The sequence below is a fragment of the Bradyrhizobium paxllaeri genome, from assembly GCF_001693515.2.
GTDB classification, from domain to species: Bacteria; Pseudomonadota; Alphaproteobacteria; order Rhizobiales; family Xanthobacteraceae; genus Bradyrhizobium; species Bradyrhizobium paxllaeri.
The window spans coordinates 2,533,240-2,548,691 of record NZ_CP042968.1; the positions used below are offsets into that span (position 1 = coordinate 2,533,240).

Consider the following 15,452-nt stretch of genomic DNA (forward strand, 5'->3'; position numbering starts at 1 on the left):
TGGGTCAGTTGCCGTGACGCATTTCCGGCCGACGGGCGCTGGCGACACCCCGCCAAGCCAAAATCAAGATTATCTTCAGATTATCTAAATACGGGCTCCAAGCGCGACGTACCAATGCAGGCCATATTGCCGGCATGAAACGACGAGAATTCATTGCGCTTGCGGGTGCTGCGATGGCTTGGCCGGTCGCCGCATTCGCGCAGGATTCGGCAAAAGCCTATCGTATTTTCTGGGTTTCCATCCAATCCCAGCCCGACCCGTTTCTGGACGGCTTCAGGGAGGGATTGCGGGCGCGCGGTTACATCGAGGGCAAGAACCTCGCCCTCGAACTTCACTTCGGCAATCCTCATGCGCTGCGCGAGGTGGTCGCCGAACTGCGGCGCGGCAATATCGATCTTGCCGTATCAAGCGGGCCTGCGACGCGGGCGCTGACGGAGGTCAAGGACGTTCCCGTGTTGTTTGCCCTCAGCGGAGACCCGGTGGCGTTGGGCCTCGTCAACAGTCTCGGGCAACCCGGCGGCAACTTCACCGGCTCGACGTTCCTGTCGCTTGAACTGGCGGGGAAGAGGGTTGAGCTGCTCAAGGAGGTGGTGCCGACCCTGCGCAGGCTGGCCGTGTTTTCGAACAGCAACCATCCGGGAGAACAATCGGAGTGGCGCGCGACCGGGGAAGCCGCGACCAAGCTAGGCATTGAACCGATCTATGTTCCGTTCGCCGGCCCGAACGAATTGGACAGCGGTCTTGCCGCGGCGGGTGAGGCCCGCGCGGACGCCTTGCTGGTGCTCCCGGACGTCCTCACGATGGTGCACCGGAACAAGATTGCCCAATTCGCGACCGCGCACCGGCTGCCGTCGATGTTCGGCTGGAGCGAATATTGCGAGGCTGGCGGATTAATGAGCTACGGGGCCAATCAACGCGCGACCTATTTCTGGCTCGCGACCTACGCCGATCGGATCTTGCGCGGCGAGAAGCCAGCCAATCTTCCCGTCATGCAACCCACGAAGTTCGAACTGGTCGTCAATCTCAGGACAGCCGAACAACTCGGCATCGACCTCGACAAATCGTCCATCCTGTTTCGCGCCAACAGGGTGATCGAATGAATTAGGCGTATCTCATATTGGTTTGAATCCCTTTTGTTTGGATGTTCTTTCAGTGATCCGTCCGCGCCGCTCCCTGTTCGTCAAGTACTTCACCACGCTGTTTGTCGCAGTGGTGGTGCCGCTGCTGCTTGGCTCGGCGACCGAGGCCTGGTTCGCCTTTCGCGACAACCGGTTTGATCTGGATGAACTTCTCCGGGTCGAGGCCCGTTCGGCGGCCGACCGGATACAGGCGTTCACCGACGGGATACGCGATCAGCTCGGCTGGGTCGTGCAGTTTCCCTGGACCCAGGGCGAGGACGACCGGCGCAGGATCGACGGGCTGCGTCTGTTGCAGCAGGTACCGGCGATCGTTTCGCTCTCGCTGGTCGACCCGACCGGCACCGAACGCGTTTTCGTATCCCGCGTCAGCATGAACAGGACCGGCGCCGGCGCTGATATGTCGGAGGATCCTGCGGTGATCGGCGCGCGCGCCAACCGGGTCTGGTACGGCCCGGTGCATTACCAGCGCGATTCTGAGCCCTACATGCGGATCGCGGTGGCGGGAAACCGTGCGGCCGCCGGCATCGTCGTTGCCGACATCAACCTGAAACTGATCTGGGACATCATCGCGTCAATCAAGATCGGCGACACCGGCCACGCCCTTGTCGTCGACGATTCCGGACGGCTGATCGCCCATCCCGACATCAGCCTGGTGCTGCGTAGTGGTGTCGGGGCAGGCGACTTCAACCGGCTGAAGTCAGAAGTCAGCGCTGCGGATGGATCGGCGGTCACCACGACTGGCGAGGACGGCAAGCCCGTCGTTGCACTCTCGGTGCGCGCGCCCAACGTGGGCTGGACGGTGATCGCCCAGCAGCCGGCCCTGGAGGCGTTCGAATCCATCCGCGCCGCGCTGTGGCGTTCCATGATCCTCATCGGCCTCGGAATCGTCTTCGCATTTGTCCTGGCCTATTGGCGGGCGTGCCGCATGTGGGGACCGATCCGGCAACTGGAGGCCGGCGTCGAACGGATCGGGATGGGACAACTCGACCACCGCATCACGATCCAGAGCCGCGACGAACTGGAGCAACTGGCGGTCCGGTTCAACCAGATGGCGGAGGAACTCGCGGTCTCGCAGCACAAGTCCGAGCGCATCAATCGCCTGAAGCAGTTTTTGGCGCCGCAAGTGGCCGAACTGGTCGAACATTCCGACCAGCGGCTGCTGGACGGACATCGCCGGGAAGTGGTTGCGATCTTCGGCGATCTGCGCGGCTTCACCGCGTTTTCCGCGCGCGCCGAGCCCGATGTCATTATCGCGGTGCTGCGGGAGTATTATGAAGCGATTGGCGCCGTGACGGAGCGCCACTCGGCGACCCTGATCCGCTTCGCCGGTGACGGCGTGATGGTCCTCGTCAACGCACCGGTCGCCTGCGATGATCCTGCAGAGCGCGGCGTGCGGCTCGCGATCGACATGCAGGCTGCGGTGCAATCGCTCGCCGATTCCTGGAACGCCCGCGGCTGCGCCATTGGTTTCGGCGTCGGTATCGCGATGGGACCCGCGACCGTCGGAACCCTCGGCTGGCACGGACGCCTCGACTACACGGCGATCGGAAGCGTGGTCAATCTGGCGTCGCGGCTTTGCGGTCTGGCGGAGGACACGCAGATCCTGGTGGATCCGGTCGTTACCGGTCATGTCAAGGGCAGCATCGCGCTTGCATCCATCGGAAAGCGGACCATCAAGGGCTACGATCATGCTCTCGAGGTTTTCGCCGTGGCCCGCGCCGGTACGCTCATGCGGCGTCACACGCCGGCCGAGTTGGATCTGGTTAGCTAACGGCTTCAACGCCGGCCGGCATGGCGATGGGTATCGCGGAGCCTGTCATCGGGCGCGCGTTCGCGCGACCCGTTGGCTCCACCCATCCTGCGCGCCTGGCATATCCGATAACGGCGAAAAATCGGCCAATTTGACAATCCAATTGATCCCGCAACATGCTCATCCGACGCCGCTTTTGAAGTATTGGCGTCCGGCTGCCCGTGCTATTTGTGGCAGCCGGGCAGGGGCACTCGCCACCGGATCGACCGTTAACTTCCTGGGAATGACGCCTTGATCGATAAGCTTGAACTTCTGCTCGCGCTCGCCAAGGAGCGGCATTTCGGACGGGCTGCGGAAGCCTGCGGCGTCACCCAGCCGACCATGTCGACCAGCCTCAAGCAGCTCGAGGAGATCCTCGGCGTCATGCTGGTGCAGCGCGGCTCGCGCTTCCAGGGCTTCACGCCGGAAGGCGAGCGCACGCTCGACTGGGCGCGGCGCATTGTTGGCGATGCCCGGGCGATGCGGCAGGAGATCAACAGCCTCAAGGACAAGCTCGCCGGCGAGATCCGGATCGCCGCGATCCCGACCGTGCTCGGCATGGTGGCGCAGCTCACGACGCCATACCGCGCGCGCTATCCCGACGTGCGCTTTCGCATCCAGTCCTGCACCTCGGCCGATGTGCTGGGCCTGTTGGAAAATCTCGAGGTCGATGCCGGGCTGACCTATATCGAGAACGAGCCGATCGGCAAGGTTCGCACCATTCCGCTCTACAACGAGAGCTATCGCCTGCTGACCGCGCCCGATGCCATGTTCGGGGATCGCGAGCGGGTGACATGGCAGGAGGTCGGGCAGGTGCCGCTGTGTCTGCTGACGCCGGACATGCAGAACCGCCGCATCATCGACCGCGCGCTGGCCTCCACCGGCGCCGAGGCGACGCCGACGCTGACGTCGAACTCGCTGCTCGTGCTGTATACGCATGTGAAGACCGGGCGCTGGGCGAGCGTGATGCCGGCCAAGCTCGCGGAGACGCTGGGGCTGTCGGATTCCGTGCGCAGCATTCCGATCGTCGACCCCGTCGTCGACTACAGCATCGGTCTCGTGGTCCCGCAGCGCGATCCGATGACGCCCTTGATCGCGGCGCTGGTGCAGGTCGCCCGCGAGGTGGCGCCGACGCTGGCGTAGATAGGGCCGTGGCAAGGGCGTGTACTCGTAAATCGCCCAGTGTGTCCGCTTTGGGGCAGGGGCGGTTTGCTCTAAGATCTCGATCCGCGCGATAAAGTGTTGTTTGGATCGGACCCAGACTACTTGGCCGCAGCCGCTGCGGTTTCGCCCGGTGGCACAATCCGGAACATGAAGGTCGAAACCTTTTCCCCGGGTTTGAACGGACCGGGAATCTGGTTGCTGACCGGGTTCAAACTTTGGAGAAAAGTAGCGATCGCCATGGCGTCATCCGCAGTGAGTGTCGCAAAAGCGTGCCAAGGCATGATCGGCGCCAGGATGCGGCCGTCCGGCCGTTCACCGGCCTGTATCGCCTTCACGATCTGCTCTCGGGTCCAACTACCGATGCCGGTCTTCTTGTCGGGTGTGATGTTTGAGCCCACATAGACACCTTGACCCGGAATCTCGAATCCCACATCCGAGCCGCCGAGAAAGCGCGACATGTCGGGCTTCCCAAGGAAGTATCCCGGCGTGTGGCAGTCGTTGCAGCCGCCGATCGTGACGAGATATTTGCCGCGCGCGATCTGTGAATCGTCGGCCATGGCCGCGAACGCGGAAAGCGCGATAATCGACGCGACCACGCATGCAAGGCGAACTGAAATCCGCGACATGATTTGCCTCGCTTCGATTTGGTTACGCCTTATGGTTTGCGGCCGATTACCGCGCCGTTCGCGGCGGGTGCCTCGAACCAGACGGTCTCGATGTGCCGGAAGCCGGCCTCCTCCAGCCATGCCGCGTATTCAGCCGGCGTGTAGTTTCGTCCTTCCGTCTCGATCAGCATGTTGAGGCTCATCAGCGCGGCGGGCGCCGGACCGGTCTTTTCGTCGTTGACGAGAAGCTCGCTGATGACGACGGCGCCGCCGCTCGGCAAGGCCTCGAAGGACCGGCGCAGCAGCGCACGGTTCTTCGCCTCGTCCCAATCGTGCAGGATCATCGATAACAGATGCATGTCGTGATCCCCGGGAAGCCGCTCGAAGAAGCTGCCGCCGACAGTCTCGATCCGGTCGGTCAAGCCGGCCTCGGCAATCTTTCCCGCAGCGATCGCGGTTACATGCGGCAAGTCGAACACGGTCGCGCGCAGTGTCCCGTACTGCTTGCAAAGCTCGATGTCGTAGGCGCCCGATCCGCCGCCGATGTCCAGGAGGTGGCGGAAACGCCGGAAGTCCACCGCTTCGCCGAGCTTGCGCGCGGTCATCGCCGAAACCGAATGCATCGCCTCCCAGAACAGCGCCAGCACCATTGGATCCTCGCCGTCGAACATCGAGGATTGCGCGTCCGGATCCCATGTGGTTGGCCGGTTCGTGCGCAGCGCTTCGGCAAGTTTACCCCAGCCCGCGTAGAGCCGCTTGTCGGCCATTTGCACGAAGCCGCCGAAGTAATACGGCTTCCCGCGCACGAGATAGGCCTCGCTCAGCGGCGTATTGCGATAACGGCCATCCGTTTTCTCCAGCAGCCCGAGTGCGGCGCAGCCAGTCAACAGCATCTCAGCCGGCCGCGGATGCAGACCGAGCGTTTCCGCCAGCCCGGCAACCGTGATGCCGGCGCCGCCAGCCAGGCGGCTGAAGAGGTCCAGTTCGTGCGCGGCGGCCAGAGTCTTGAAGGCCCAGAAACCAGTCGAAAGCGCCATCAGCGGGATGGCGGAAGGAAGCTCCGGCGTGGCGGAAATCGGCTGGAGGTTCACATGCCTGGCCGGAGGCGCTGTTCGCGAAGGCTGACTGGCCATGGTCATCTCCCTTTCAGAACGAGTCACGGCCGATCGTAAGGGGGAGAGGATCTCGTTGAAGTGCCAATTCATGGATTCTCGGCCAGTCCAATTCTAGCCAGGCGGCAGGATGGAACATTGGCCTTTGCGCAAGGTTGCCAGTCCAATCCGAAACAACGCGAGTTCCGGGACTGTGGCTTTTCATGTCAGTCTTGTTGGTCGAGATGACCTTAGCGGCGAGATATACCGGCAGATCCGGCAGGCCATTCTGGACGGGCGCCTTCGACCCGGCGAGCGGCTATCGGCCACGCGGGAACTGGCCGCCGCGCTGGCAGTTGCGCGATCGACGGTAGCAATCGCTTATGAAACCCTTGTTGCGGAAGGATTTGCAACATCGCGTACGGGCGCTGGGACGTTCGTCAGTCATCAGCTTGAGGCAAAACGTCCTGCATCGAAGACAAGGCGCTCGACATCCCGCGCAATTCGGGTGCGTGAAGTTTGGGAGACGATATCGTTACCGCCTTTTTTCCTTCGCGCGGCGCGCTACGACTTCAGAGCGGGGCTTCCGGACGCCTCGCTGTTTCCACACCGAATCTGGCGGCGGGTCGTCGCCCACGCGCTGCGCTCGCGCGAGATGACGGCTGGCCGCTACGAGAATCCCGCGGGCAATCGGGACCTGCGCGCGGCGATCGCCCGCCACATCGGCATCTCACGCAGCGTTTCCGGATCGCCCGACGACATCATCGTGACGAATGGCACCCAACAGGCGCTCGACATCATCGCTCGCGTGCTTCTCGACCCAGGCGATGTCGTTGCGGTAGAGAAGCCGGGCTATTCGCCTCCAAAACACCTGTTCAAGGCGCTGGGCGCGCGCGTGGTCGGCGTGCCGGTCGACAGCGAAGGTCTGGTCGTGGCGGCGTTGCCTGCCGATGCCAGGATGGTCTACGTGACGCCCTCGCACCAGTTTCCCCTCGGCATGGCCATGAGCCTGTCGCGCCGACGTGCCCTGCTTGCCTGGGCCGAGCGCTACAACGCGGTTGTCGTCGAGGACGATTATGACAGCGAGTTTCGCTTCGGCGGACGCCCGCTTGAACCACTTCAGACCCTCGATACGACCGGTCGCGTTGTGTATGTCGGTACGTTTTCAAAAACGTTGCTGCCGGCTCTCCGGCTGGGCTTCATGGTCGTGCCGCCATCGCTGCGAGAAGCGGCGTACAAGGCGAAATTTGTCACCGATTGGCATACGCCGACCATCGTGCAGAACGCGCTGGCGCGGTTCATCGACGAGGGTGCGTTTGCCCGCCACATTCGCAGAGTGACCCGCATCTATAGCGAACGGCATGAGATGCTGACCGCGGGGATCAGGAGCAACTTCGGCGATTACCTCCATCTTATTCCATCGAGCACCGGGCTGCATATCGCTGCCTACGCGCGGACGGCGTCGTTCGATGACATCGATGCGATTGCATCGCGAGCCTTTGACCTCGGCGTTGCCATTCAATCCTTCCCGCTGGAGGGAAAGCCTCAGGCCGGCATCATGCTGGGATATGGAGCGATCGAGACGGCGCGGATTGCCGAAGGACTGCGGCGGCTGTGCAGATGCTTTGATGAACGCGTGTTTCGACGCCCGAAAGCGGCGTGAGCAATGTCGCCAGAGGCAACGGCATTGGACTGATTGATCCCACGTAAATTGGACCTTCCATCATACCGCTTCGCTTTCTAGTGTCGGGTCGCTGAAAGGTTGACGGACCGATGCACGGCGGGTGCGTTCCCGCAGCTTGATCTGCAAGAGCTCAGATCGCGGTCCTTTCCCTTGCAGCCTGACTGACGCGCGCACGACCTCTCAGTCGATCGGCGCCCGCCGAGGCGGAGCCGAGATGATCGTGCGCGGCTGCGCGCCAATCGCAGACCGGGAGTCAGCAAGTACACCCTGACCGCCCACCAAGGCTCGTTATCAGGAGGAAGCATCATGTCCGTTGTTGTCAATGCGCTCACCAGTTGGACGGAAGCTGCGGCATCCACCCATCGTCGACTTGGATGGGGACTACGATTCCTGCACTGGTGTGTCGAGTGTTCAGAACGGTCGCGGCAGCGACAAGCCCTGTCGGAACTGGATGACCACTTTCTCAAGGACATCGGCAAGACGCGGCAAGAGGCCATGGCCGAAGCATCAAAACCGTTCTGGAAATGACGCAGCCGGCGGCGCCGCCGGGCCTGTGCGTCGCCCGTCGCACGCCGATCAATCGTCTGAATTGGACTGATCGATCATCCGCAGATTGGACCTTCCGTTAGACCGCGCACACGCGCGCTGAGCGAGGTCAGCCGATTAGCCGGCAACCCCAGGCCCGCATCTGCCTGGCTGGCACGCACGCCTGCGACACGAGCGTCGACGTGACACCCACTGCGCATCACCTCGGTGGACCGCGCACCAGCACCTGTTGCTCTCCCATCACCATTTAGGCGAGTTGGGCGAGCTCGTCGCGGGCAGCGCTTTCATGACACGCCCTAATAACTCGCCGCCATCAGCCCAAGACGCGGGTAGAGTCGGTCGATGGCGGCTATGTCGGTGTGCATCTGCTCGATGATCCAGTCGCAGATCTCGCTGACGACCGGCCGGATCGATCGGTCGTGCGGGTGCACCAGTTCGCAAAGCCGCCGTGTCGTGCGAGCGTTTCCGAGGCCGGCACCAGCGCGCCGGTGAGCAGCCAGTGCGCCGCGACGGTAAGCCAGCCGAGCGCAATGCCCTGGCCGAGCAACGCTGCCTGCACCACCACCGCATAGTCGGAAAAACTCAGCGACTTGGCGGGCCCCGATCGTCTGGTGAGAAAGGTCGGATATTCCGCAGCCCAATCGCCCGGCGTATCGGCGAGGCGGATGATGGTGTTGGCCTCGATCGGCCCGTCCGCGCTATCAGCGTCGCGATAGGCGGGACTGCAGATCGGCAGCATGACTTCCTTCATGACCAGCGCGCCGTTCCGCTCGGGATCGTATCGATCGCGAAAGCGCATGCCGAGATCGACATTGTCGACCGGCCCGCGCAGCGGACCGGAAATAAGCTGGAAGCGGAGATCGACGGTCGGAAACTGGCGCTGCAGCTTGTCGATGCGGGGCATCAGCCAGTGGGTGGTGAACGCCGAGGAGACCGAGAGCGTGACGGTTTCGGTGCCCTTGCGGCGGCGGTCGATCTCGATCAGGCCACCTTCGATGCTGCGGAACCCATCCGACACGTGACGATAGAGAATCTCACCTTCTTCCGTCAGGGCCGCGCGGCCATTGCTACGGTCGAACAGTCGAACGCCGAGATAATCCTCGAACTGTCCGAGCATTCGGCTTACCGCGGGCTGGGTGACGTTCAGTTCGGCCGCCGCTGCCGTGAAGCTGCCGTTGCGCGCTGCCGCGTCGAAGACGAACAGCGCGTGGCTCGAGGGTAGCTTCCGCCGGAGGTCGGGCATAACCTGATGTTATGCCGACGGTGAGAATTTGGCAATTGCCCCTCACGGCCAACTCTGGTTGGCTTGCGTGATAGCCCGCCAGCTCGGGCAAGATTGAAAATCCGGCGCGGCGGGGACGGTCTCGGGAGCCACCCTGAAGTGCCCGGTCTATAAGACGAGATCATGCCGGTTTCAACCGTCGCTTGCGTCACCGCAGGTGACGTCGATGGCGCGCATCGGTGCACGCCCTCGGCAACGCAACGGGGTCGATCATTGGGCCAGGGCGGAGAGAGCGTCGATATCAAGGCTGCGAGCAAGAGCTATGGCGCGGTCCTGGCGCTGGATGACGTCACCCTGAACGTCGCGCCGCGCGAGTTCGTCTCCCTGCTCGGGCCGTCCGGATCCGGCAAGACCACGCTGCTCGGTATTCTCGGTGGCTTCGTTCAGCCTTCGTCCGGCTCGATCCATTTCGGCGGTCGCGACGTGACGTTCCTGCCGCCGCACAAGCGCGACGTCGGCGTGGTGTTCCAGAACTACGCGCTGTTTCCGCACATGAGCGTTGGCGAGAATGTCGCCTTTCCGCTGCGCGCCCGACGGATTCCAAAGGCGGATTGGGCCGCGCGGGTGCGCGCCGCGCTGGCCATGGTCGGGCTGTCGGGCTACGAGGCGCGCGGCATCGCCCAACTCTCCGGCGGCCAGCGACAGCGCGTGGCGCTCGCACGCGCCATGATCTTCGAGCCGCGCCTGATCCTGATGGACGAGCCGCTGTCGGCGCTCGACAAGCAGTTGCGGGAAGCGATGCAGATCGAATTGCGCGAGCTGCACAGGCGGATCGGCGCCACCATCATCTATGTCACCCACGACCAGCGCGAGGCGCTGACAATGAGTGACCGCGTTGCGATCCTCAAGGACGGGCGGCTGGTCCAGATCGATCGCCCCGAGCGGCTGCACGATTATCCGGCGGACTCTTTCGTGGCGAGTTTCATCGGCGAGGCGAGCCTGCTGCCGGTCCGGCGCATCGACGCCTCTAGCGTGGCGCTCGGATCGGCCGTGCTGAAAAGCGCGCGCGCAATTCCGGACGGCGAGGAGCTGATGCTCGCGGTGCACAGCGAGAAGCTCTTGATCGCGGATGGCGTGGCGGATTCCGCCCTCAACCGCCTTGCCGGCAAGGTCACCGACATCGTCTATCAGGGCGAAAGCCTTCGCGTATTCCTGCAACTGCCCGACGGCACCTGTCTGAGCCTGCGCCAGCCCAGCCATTACCAGGCCTCGCGCCTGTTACCTCCGATAGGCGGCGAACTCACCGTCACTCTCCATCCCGAAGACACCATCGTCGTGCCCAAGGCGCAGGAGAAAGCGCGACAATGAGTGCCGATCGTCAAACGCAAGTGCAACCACAGACCAACCAGAACAAGAGATGAAAATGTCCTACGATAGCTTCAAGGTTCTCACTTTCGATGTCGTCGGCACCTTGATCGATTTCGAGGCCGGTGTGCTCGATGCCGTGCGCCGGATCTCCGGCCGAAAAGCGGCCGAGCTCAGCGACGATCAGATCTTCGCGTCCTACAAGCGCGGCCGTGATGCTCATCCGGAGCGGTCGAGCGAAGTGATGTTCCATGTCTACCGGCACCTCGCCAAGGAGCTGGGACTACCGGCCGACGATGCCGCCTGCGACGCCTTCCAACTGGCGGTGCTGCGCTGGCAGCCGTTTTCGGATTCGGTCGAAGCGCTGAAGCGCCTGCGCACCAGGTTCCGGTTGGTCGCGATGACCAATGCGGATCGCGTCGCGCTGTCGTGCTATTCCCACGCGCTCGATAATCCCTTCCACGACACCGTCTGCGCGGACGACACCGGGGTTGCCAAACCCGATCCGGAGTTCTTCGCCTACAACAAGGGGCGGCAGTCCGCGTTCGGCTACAAGCAGTCCGAAATCCTGCATGTGGCGCAGAGCCAGCATCACGACATCGGTATCGCCCGCAAGCTTGGCTACAAGGTCTGCTGGATCGAGCGGCGCCAGGGCATGAAAGGTTTTGGCGGTACGCCCGAGGTGCCGGAGCTCACAAAGCCCGATTTCCATTTTGCCACGATGAAGGCGTTCGCCGACGCGGCACTTGGAAACTGAAAGGGCAGGGCGGCAGAGATGGCAGAGGTCTGGACCCCAATGGCACCGGCCGCTTCGCTCTGGGCGAGTACGGCGGAGCCATTGCCTGCCTTTCCGAAGCTTGCCGGCGAGGTGAAGGCCGATGTCGTCGTCATCGGCGCGGGCTATACGGGTTTGTCTGCGGCGCATCACATCGCAAAGAGCGGCCTTGCTCCGATTGTGCTCGAAGCCAATCATCCGGGCTGGGGTGCGAGCGGCCGCAATGGCGGCGTCATCACCGCCAAATTTCGCCTCTCGTTCCGCGATATCGATGCTGGCCATGGCCGTGCCACGGCCAGGCGCATGTACGAGATCGCGCACGAGTCCGTCGAGATGGTCGATGAGCTGGTGTCCGAATTCGGCATCGAGAGTGCGCGGCTGACGCGTAACGGGCAAGTCAAGGCCGCGCACAATCAGGCAACGCTCAAGGCGGCGATCGACGAAGCCGAATGGATGAAGCGACAGATGGGCGATACCGAGGTTCGTATCCTCGATGCCCATCAGGTGCGCGAAGAGACGGGATCGCGAGGCTTTGTCGGCGGCGTGCTCAATCCGGGGTCCGGCGGCATCCATCCGCTGAATTACCTGCGCGGCCTTGCGAAGGGCGTCGCACAGCGCGGCGTGCCGATATTCCAGGAGAGCCCTGTGTTGGCGCTCCGTCGCGATGGCGATGGTGTCATCGCTGAGACGCCCGGCGGCAGCGTGCGCGCGCGTCAGGCGATCATCGCCACCAACTCCTATTCCGATCTGACATCGGCAACGGTGCGGCTGCAGCGTACATTGGTGCCGTTCCGCAGTGCTCTCATCGCTACCGAAAAGCTGTCACCGAACCTGGCCGGCAGCCTGATGCCGACGGGGCGAACTTACACAGAGACCAAGCGGATGATGCGTTGGTTCCGCAAGGTCGACGACCGTGTCATCTTCGGTGGTCGCGGCGCCTTCGGCAAGCAGGATTTGGAAAGCGCGTTTGAGGCGCTACGCCGCGCCATGACCGGTATCTTCCCGGAGCTTGCGGGTGTTCCGTTGGAGTTTCGTTGGTCCGGACTTGTCGGCATGACGCTCGATTCCGTACCGCATGTCGGCCGCATCGATGACCGTACCCTCTATTCAGTCGGCTACAATGGCGCCGGCGTCGCCATGTCGAGCCTGATGGGCCGCTATCTGGCGTCGCTTGTGCGCGGAGAGGCAGTCGACCTTGGCCTGCTCGATGCGCGCCGCATCAGGACCATTCCATTCTATTCGCTGCGTGAACCGGCCGTCCGCGTGGTGGCCGGCTGGTACCAGTTTTTGGATGCGGTCGGGCGTTAGCTGCGCCCGATCATAACAAGAGAGGTTGAACATGATGATTGCATCTCTGTGTCGACGTGCACTGCTTGGAGTCTCTCTTAGCGCCCTAGCTACTTTATCGAGTCTGCCGGCCAGCGCGGACCAGATCACCTTCGTCTCACAGGGCGGCGCCTACCAGAAGGCGCAGACCGTCGCCATCCTCGATCCCTCGGCCAAGAAGCTTGGCATCACTATCAACCAGGACAGCATCCCCGACGCCTGGCCGGCAGTGAAATCGCAAGTGGCGAGCGGCAAGCCGACCTGGGACGTCGTCGACATGCCGACCGGCAACTGTCTGCGCGGCGGCGAGCAGGGTGTCGTCGAGAAGCTGGATTTCGCCAAACTGCCGAACGCGGCGGCGATGCCGGAGGCCTATCGTTCTGCCTATTCGGTGACCTACGAATTCTATTCGAGCGTGCTCGCCTTTAGCCGGAAGAAATTCCCCGATGCCGCGCCGTCGAGCTGGGCCGATTTCTGGGACGTGAAGAAATTCCCGGGTCGCCGCGCCCTGCGCAACCATCCGTTCGCGACGCTGGAGGCAGCGCTGATGGCCGATGGTGTAGCACCCGACAAGCTATATCCGCTCGACGTCGATCGCGCGTTCAGGAAGCTCGAGGAGATCAAGCCCAACATCACGGTGTGGTGGACCTCAGGTGCGCAGTCGGCGCAGCTCCTTAACGACGGCGAGGTCGACATGGTGATGGCCTGGAACGGCCGCGTCAGCGCGCTGATGGGCGAGGGCGCCAAGGTCGGGTTCACCTTCAACCAGGGTATCCTGCAGAGCACGTCGCTCTGCATCCTGAAGGGGGCGCCCAATCTTGCCACCGCGGAGCGCTTCGTGAACGAAGCTGTCGATCCCGTCCACCAGGCCAACCTGCCGCTGCATATCGACTACGGCCCGGCCAATCCCAAGGCGTTCGACACCGGCGTGATCAAGCCGGAACGCGTCGCGCAACTGCCGAGCGCGCCCGACAATGCATCGAAGCAGGCTCTGATGTCGTATGCCTGGTGGTCGTCGCCCGCCGGCGAGGCGGCAGAAAAGCGCTGGGTCTCGTTCATGCAGAAATAGCGTCACAGCGGGGACCATGGCCGTGCACAGCCCAGCGCCAGACATCTCGCTCCGGCACCAGCGTCGCGAGCAGCGCCTGATGCTGGCGCTGGCGCTGCCCGCACTGCTCGTGATCCTGCTGCTGATCGTGCTGCCGGTCGGCTGGCTCGCCTGGCAGTCGGTCTATCACGACGGCTTTACGCTCGAGAATTACCGGCGGATCTGGAGCGAGGACATCTACTGGCGCAGCTTCGCTTTGACGTTCCAGATCAGCCTGCTGGTGACGCTGCTGGCGCTGCTGCTCGGCTATCCCATTGCCTATGCAGCGAGTGTCGCGCCAAAACGCTGGGGCATCGTCATCCTGGCGCTGGTGGTGCTGCCGTTCTGGACCAGCGTGCTGGTCCGCGCCTATGCCTGGCTCGCGCTGTTGCAACGGACCGGCGTCATCAACCAGGTGCTGCGCCAGCTCGGCGTGATCGACGAGCCGCTGGCGCTTGTCCACAACACCTTTGGCACCGTCGTGGCGACCCTGCACATTCTGCTGCCATTCATGGTGCTGCCACTCTACGCCACCATGCAGCAGATCCCGCGCGATCTGATGCAGGCCGGCGCCAGTCTCGGCGCCGGTCCCATGCTGGCCTTCTGGCGGATATTTCTGCCGCTCTCGCTGCCCGGGGTGCTGGCGGGCAGCACACTCGTCTTCGTGCTCACCCTCGGTTTCTACATCACGCCCGAATTGCTCGGAGGCGGCCGCACCATCATGATATCGATGCTGGTGAGCCGCAATGTCGAGCTGTACGATCAGTGGGGCGCCGCCAGCGCCGTCGGCGTGGTGCTGTTGGTCGCGGTCGGGCTGATCTTCTTCGCCGTCAGCCGCTTCATTCCGCTCGATCGCGTGTTGGGGCAAAAATGACGATGTCCCGCCCATACCGCATCGCCCTGATCGTCATCTGCGCGCTGGTGCTGCTTTATCTCATCCTGCCGATCCTGATCATCGCGCCAATGTCGTTCTCGGCCGCGCGTTTCCTGACCTTCCCGCCGCCGTCGCTGTCGCTGCGCTGGTATCAGGAGTATGTCGGCAATCCGGCCTGGATGCAGGCGACCCGCGTGACGCTGACGGTGGCGGTGCTCACCGTGATCATCGCAACCCCGCTCGGCGTGGCCGCGGCGTATGCGATCAGCCAGTCGAAATGGCGGATCATGCGGCTGATCCACATGACCCTGCTGCTGCCGCTGGTGGTGCCGATCATCATCACCGCGGTCGGCATCTTCTTTGTCTTCGCCAAGGTCGGACTGGTCGCGACCATGACCGGCCTCGTGCTCGCCAACGTCATGCTCGGCTTGCCCTATGTCGTCATCTCGGTCGCGGCGGGATTGCAGAGCTTCGATGCGACGCAGGAGATGGTGGCGCGCAGCCTCGGCATGAACAGGCTGCGCAGCTTCTTCGTGGTGACGCTGCCGCAGATCAAGGCCAGCGTCATCGCAGGCGGCATTTTCGCCTTCATCTCCGCGATGGACGAGACCATCGTCGCCCTGTTCATTTCCGGCGGTCAGTATCAGCCGCTGACCAAGCGGATGTTCACCGCGCTCCGTGACGAGATCGACCCGACGATTGCGGCCATCAGCACGCTGATGACCGCGGTGTCGTTCATCCTGGTGCTGATTGCAACCAGCCGATCGAAGAAGGGCGCGTGAGCC

The 15,452-nt window shown here is 63.3% G+C and carries 13 protein-coding genes and 1 pseudogene; 11 read left to right on the forward strand and 3 right to left on the reverse strand.

Going from position 1 to position 15,452, the window contains the following annotated elements; all coding sequences use genetic code 11:
• Window positions 1-134: 134 nt before the first annotated feature.
• The 3 genes from LMTR21_RS11835 to LMTR21_RS11845 all read left to right on the forward strand — a co-directional run bounded on the left by LMTR21_RS11835 (window position 135) and on the right by LMTR21_RS11845 (window position 4,071).
• The gene (locus LMTR21_RS11835) at window positions 135-1,100 is read left to right on the forward strand and encodes an ABC transporter substrate-binding protein (protein ID WP_065756900.1); all 966 of its coding nucleotides are present in this window, start codon (window positions 135-137) and stop codon (window positions 1,098-1,100) included.
• Between the two features lie 52 nt (window positions 1,101-1,152).
• Window positions 1,153-2,910, forward strand: coding sequence for a cache domain-containing protein (locus LMTR21_RS11840; RefSeq protein ID WP_065756901.1), 1,758 nt, complete (start codon window positions 1,153-1,155; stop codon window positions 2,908-2,910).
• Between the two features lie 270 nt (window positions 2,911-3,180).
• Complete coding sequence (locus tag LMTR21_RS11845) at window positions 3,181-4,071, forward strand: LysR family transcriptional regulator (protein ID WP_065756902.1); 891 nt, start codon at window positions 3,181-3,183, stop codon at window positions 4,069-4,071.
• 119 nt (window positions 4,072-4,190) lie between these two features.
• Here the strand turns inward: LMTR21_RS11845 and LMTR21_RS11850 are convergent, their stop codons facing one another.
• Both LMTR21_RS11850 and LMTR21_RS11855 read right to left on the reverse strand, forming a co-directional pair.
• The gene (locus LMTR21_RS11850) at window positions 4,191-4,649 is read right to left on the reverse strand and encodes a cytochrome c (protein ID WP_246175697.1); all 459 of its coding nucleotides are present in this window, start codon (window positions 4,647-4,649) and stop codon (window positions 4,191-4,193) included.
• A 98-nt stretch (window positions 4,650-4,747) separates the two neighbouring features.
• Window positions 4,748-5,830 (reverse strand): methyltransferase, encoded by a 1,083-nt coding sequence (locus LMTR21_RS11855; RefSeq protein ID WP_246175439.1) that lies wholly within the window; start codon window positions 5,828-5,830, stop codon window positions 4,748-4,750.
• 172 nt (window positions 5,831-6,002) lie between these two features.
• Between LMTR21_RS11855 and pdxR the strand changes: the two genes are divergently transcribed.
• On the forward strand, window positions 6,003-7,451 hold the full coding sequence (gene pdxR, locus LMTR21_RS11860) for a MocR-like pyridoxine biosynthesis transcription factor PdxR (RefSeq protein WP_065756904.1): 1,449 nt from the start codon (window positions 6,003-6,005) through the stop codon (window positions 7,449-7,451).
• Between the two features lie 327 nt (window positions 7,452-7,778).
• On the forward strand, window positions 7,779-8,000 hold the full coding sequence (locus LMTR21_RS11865; protein WP_084031055.1) for a DUF1127 domain-containing protein: 222 nt from the start codon (window positions 7,779-7,781) through the stop codon (window positions 7,998-8,000).
• Between the two features lie 314 nt (window positions 8,001-8,314).
• Here LMTR21_RS11865 and LMTR21_RS11870 read toward each other — a convergent pair.
• Window positions 8,315-9,261, reverse strand: a pseudogene (locus LMTR21_RS11870) (LysR family transcriptional regulator).
• A gap of 162 nt (window positions 9,262-9,423) precedes the next feature.
• Here LMTR21_RS11870 and LMTR21_RS11875 point away from each other — a divergent pair.
• From LMTR21_RS11875 to LMTR21_RS11900, 6 genes are all read left to right on the forward strand, one after another.
• On the forward strand, window positions 9,424-10,608 hold the full coding sequence (locus tag LMTR21_RS11875; RefSeq protein WP_141688682.1) for an ABC transporter ATP-binding protein: 1,185 nt from the start codon (window positions 9,424-9,426) through the stop codon (window positions 10,606-10,608).
• A gap of 55 nt (window positions 10,609-10,663) precedes the next feature.
• Entirely contained in the window at window positions 10,664-11,362 is a 699-nt protein-coding gene (locus LMTR21_RS11880) for an HAD family hydrolase (protein WP_065756957.1), read from the forward strand.
• A gap of 18 nt (window positions 11,363-11,380) precedes the next feature.
• Window positions 11,381-12,688: an NAD(P)/FAD-dependent oxidoreductase gene (locus tag LMTR21_RS11885; RefSeq protein WP_065756906.1), complete on the forward strand. Its 1,308-nt coding sequence runs from the start codon at window positions 11,381-11,383 to the stop codon at window positions 12,686-12,688.
• A 31-nt stretch (window positions 12,689-12,719) separates the two neighbouring features.
• On the forward strand, window positions 12,720-13,775 hold the full coding sequence (locus tag LMTR21_RS11890; RefSeq protein ID WP_141688684.1) for an ABC transporter substrate-binding protein: 1,056 nt from the start codon (window positions 12,720-12,722) through the stop codon (window positions 13,773-13,775).
• A gap of 79 nt (window positions 13,776-13,854) precedes the next feature.
• Window positions 13,855-14,667, forward strand: coding sequence for an ABC transporter permease (locus LMTR21_RS11895; protein WP_065756959.1), 813 nt, complete (start codon window positions 13,855-13,857; stop codon window positions 14,665-14,667).
• Window positions 14,664-15,449: an ABC transporter permease gene (locus tag LMTR21_RS11900; RefSeq protein WP_065756907.1), complete on the forward strand. Its 786-nt coding sequence runs from the start codon at window positions 14,664-14,666 to the stop codon at window positions 15,447-15,449. Before LMTR21_RS11895 ends, LMTR21_RS11900 begins: the two co-directional genes overlap by 4 nt.
• The last annotated feature ends 3 nt before the right edge of the window (window positions 15,450-15,452 follow it).

Coding starts and splice junctions, on each gene's coding strand:
- LMTR21_RS11850 (WP_246175697.1), bottom strand. CDS start 4,649: ATGGCCGACGATTCACAGATCGCGCGCGGCAAATATCTCGTCACGATC.
- LMTR21_RS11900 (WP_065756907.1), top strand. CDS start 14,664: ATGACGATGTCCCGCCCATACCGCATCGCCCTGATCGTCATCTGCGCG.
- LMTR21_RS11895 (WP_065756959.1), top strand. CDS start 13,855: ATGCTGGCGCTGGCGCTGCCCGCACTGCTCGTGATCCTGCTGCTGATC.
- LMTR21_RS11875 (WP_141688682.1), top strand. CDS start 9,424: ATGCCGGTTTCAACCGTCGCTTGCGTCACCGCAGGTGACGTCGATGGC.
- LMTR21_RS11865 (WP_084031055.1), top strand. CDS start 7,779: ATGTCCGTTGTTGTCAATGCGCTCACCAGTTGGACGGAAGCTGCGGCA.
- LMTR21_RS11885 (WP_065756906.1), top strand. CDS start 11,381: ATGGCAGAGGTCTGGACCCCAATGGCACCGGCCGCTTCGCTCTGGGCG.
- LMTR21_RS11855 (WP_246175439.1), bottom strand. CDS start 5,830: ATGGCCAGTCAGCCTTCGCGAACAGCGCCTCCGGCCAGGCATGTGAAC.
- LMTR21_RS11835 (WP_065756900.1), top strand. CDS start 135: ATGAAACGACGAGAATTCATTGCGCTTGCGGGTGCTGCGATGGCTTGG.
- LMTR21_RS11880 (WP_065756957.1), top strand. CDS start 10,664: ATGTCCTACGATAGCTTCAAGGTTCTCACTTTCGATGTCGTCGGCACC.
- LMTR21_RS11890 (WP_141688684.1), top strand. CDS start 12,720: ATGATGATTGCATCTCTGTGTCGACGTGCACTGCTTGGAGTCTCTCTT.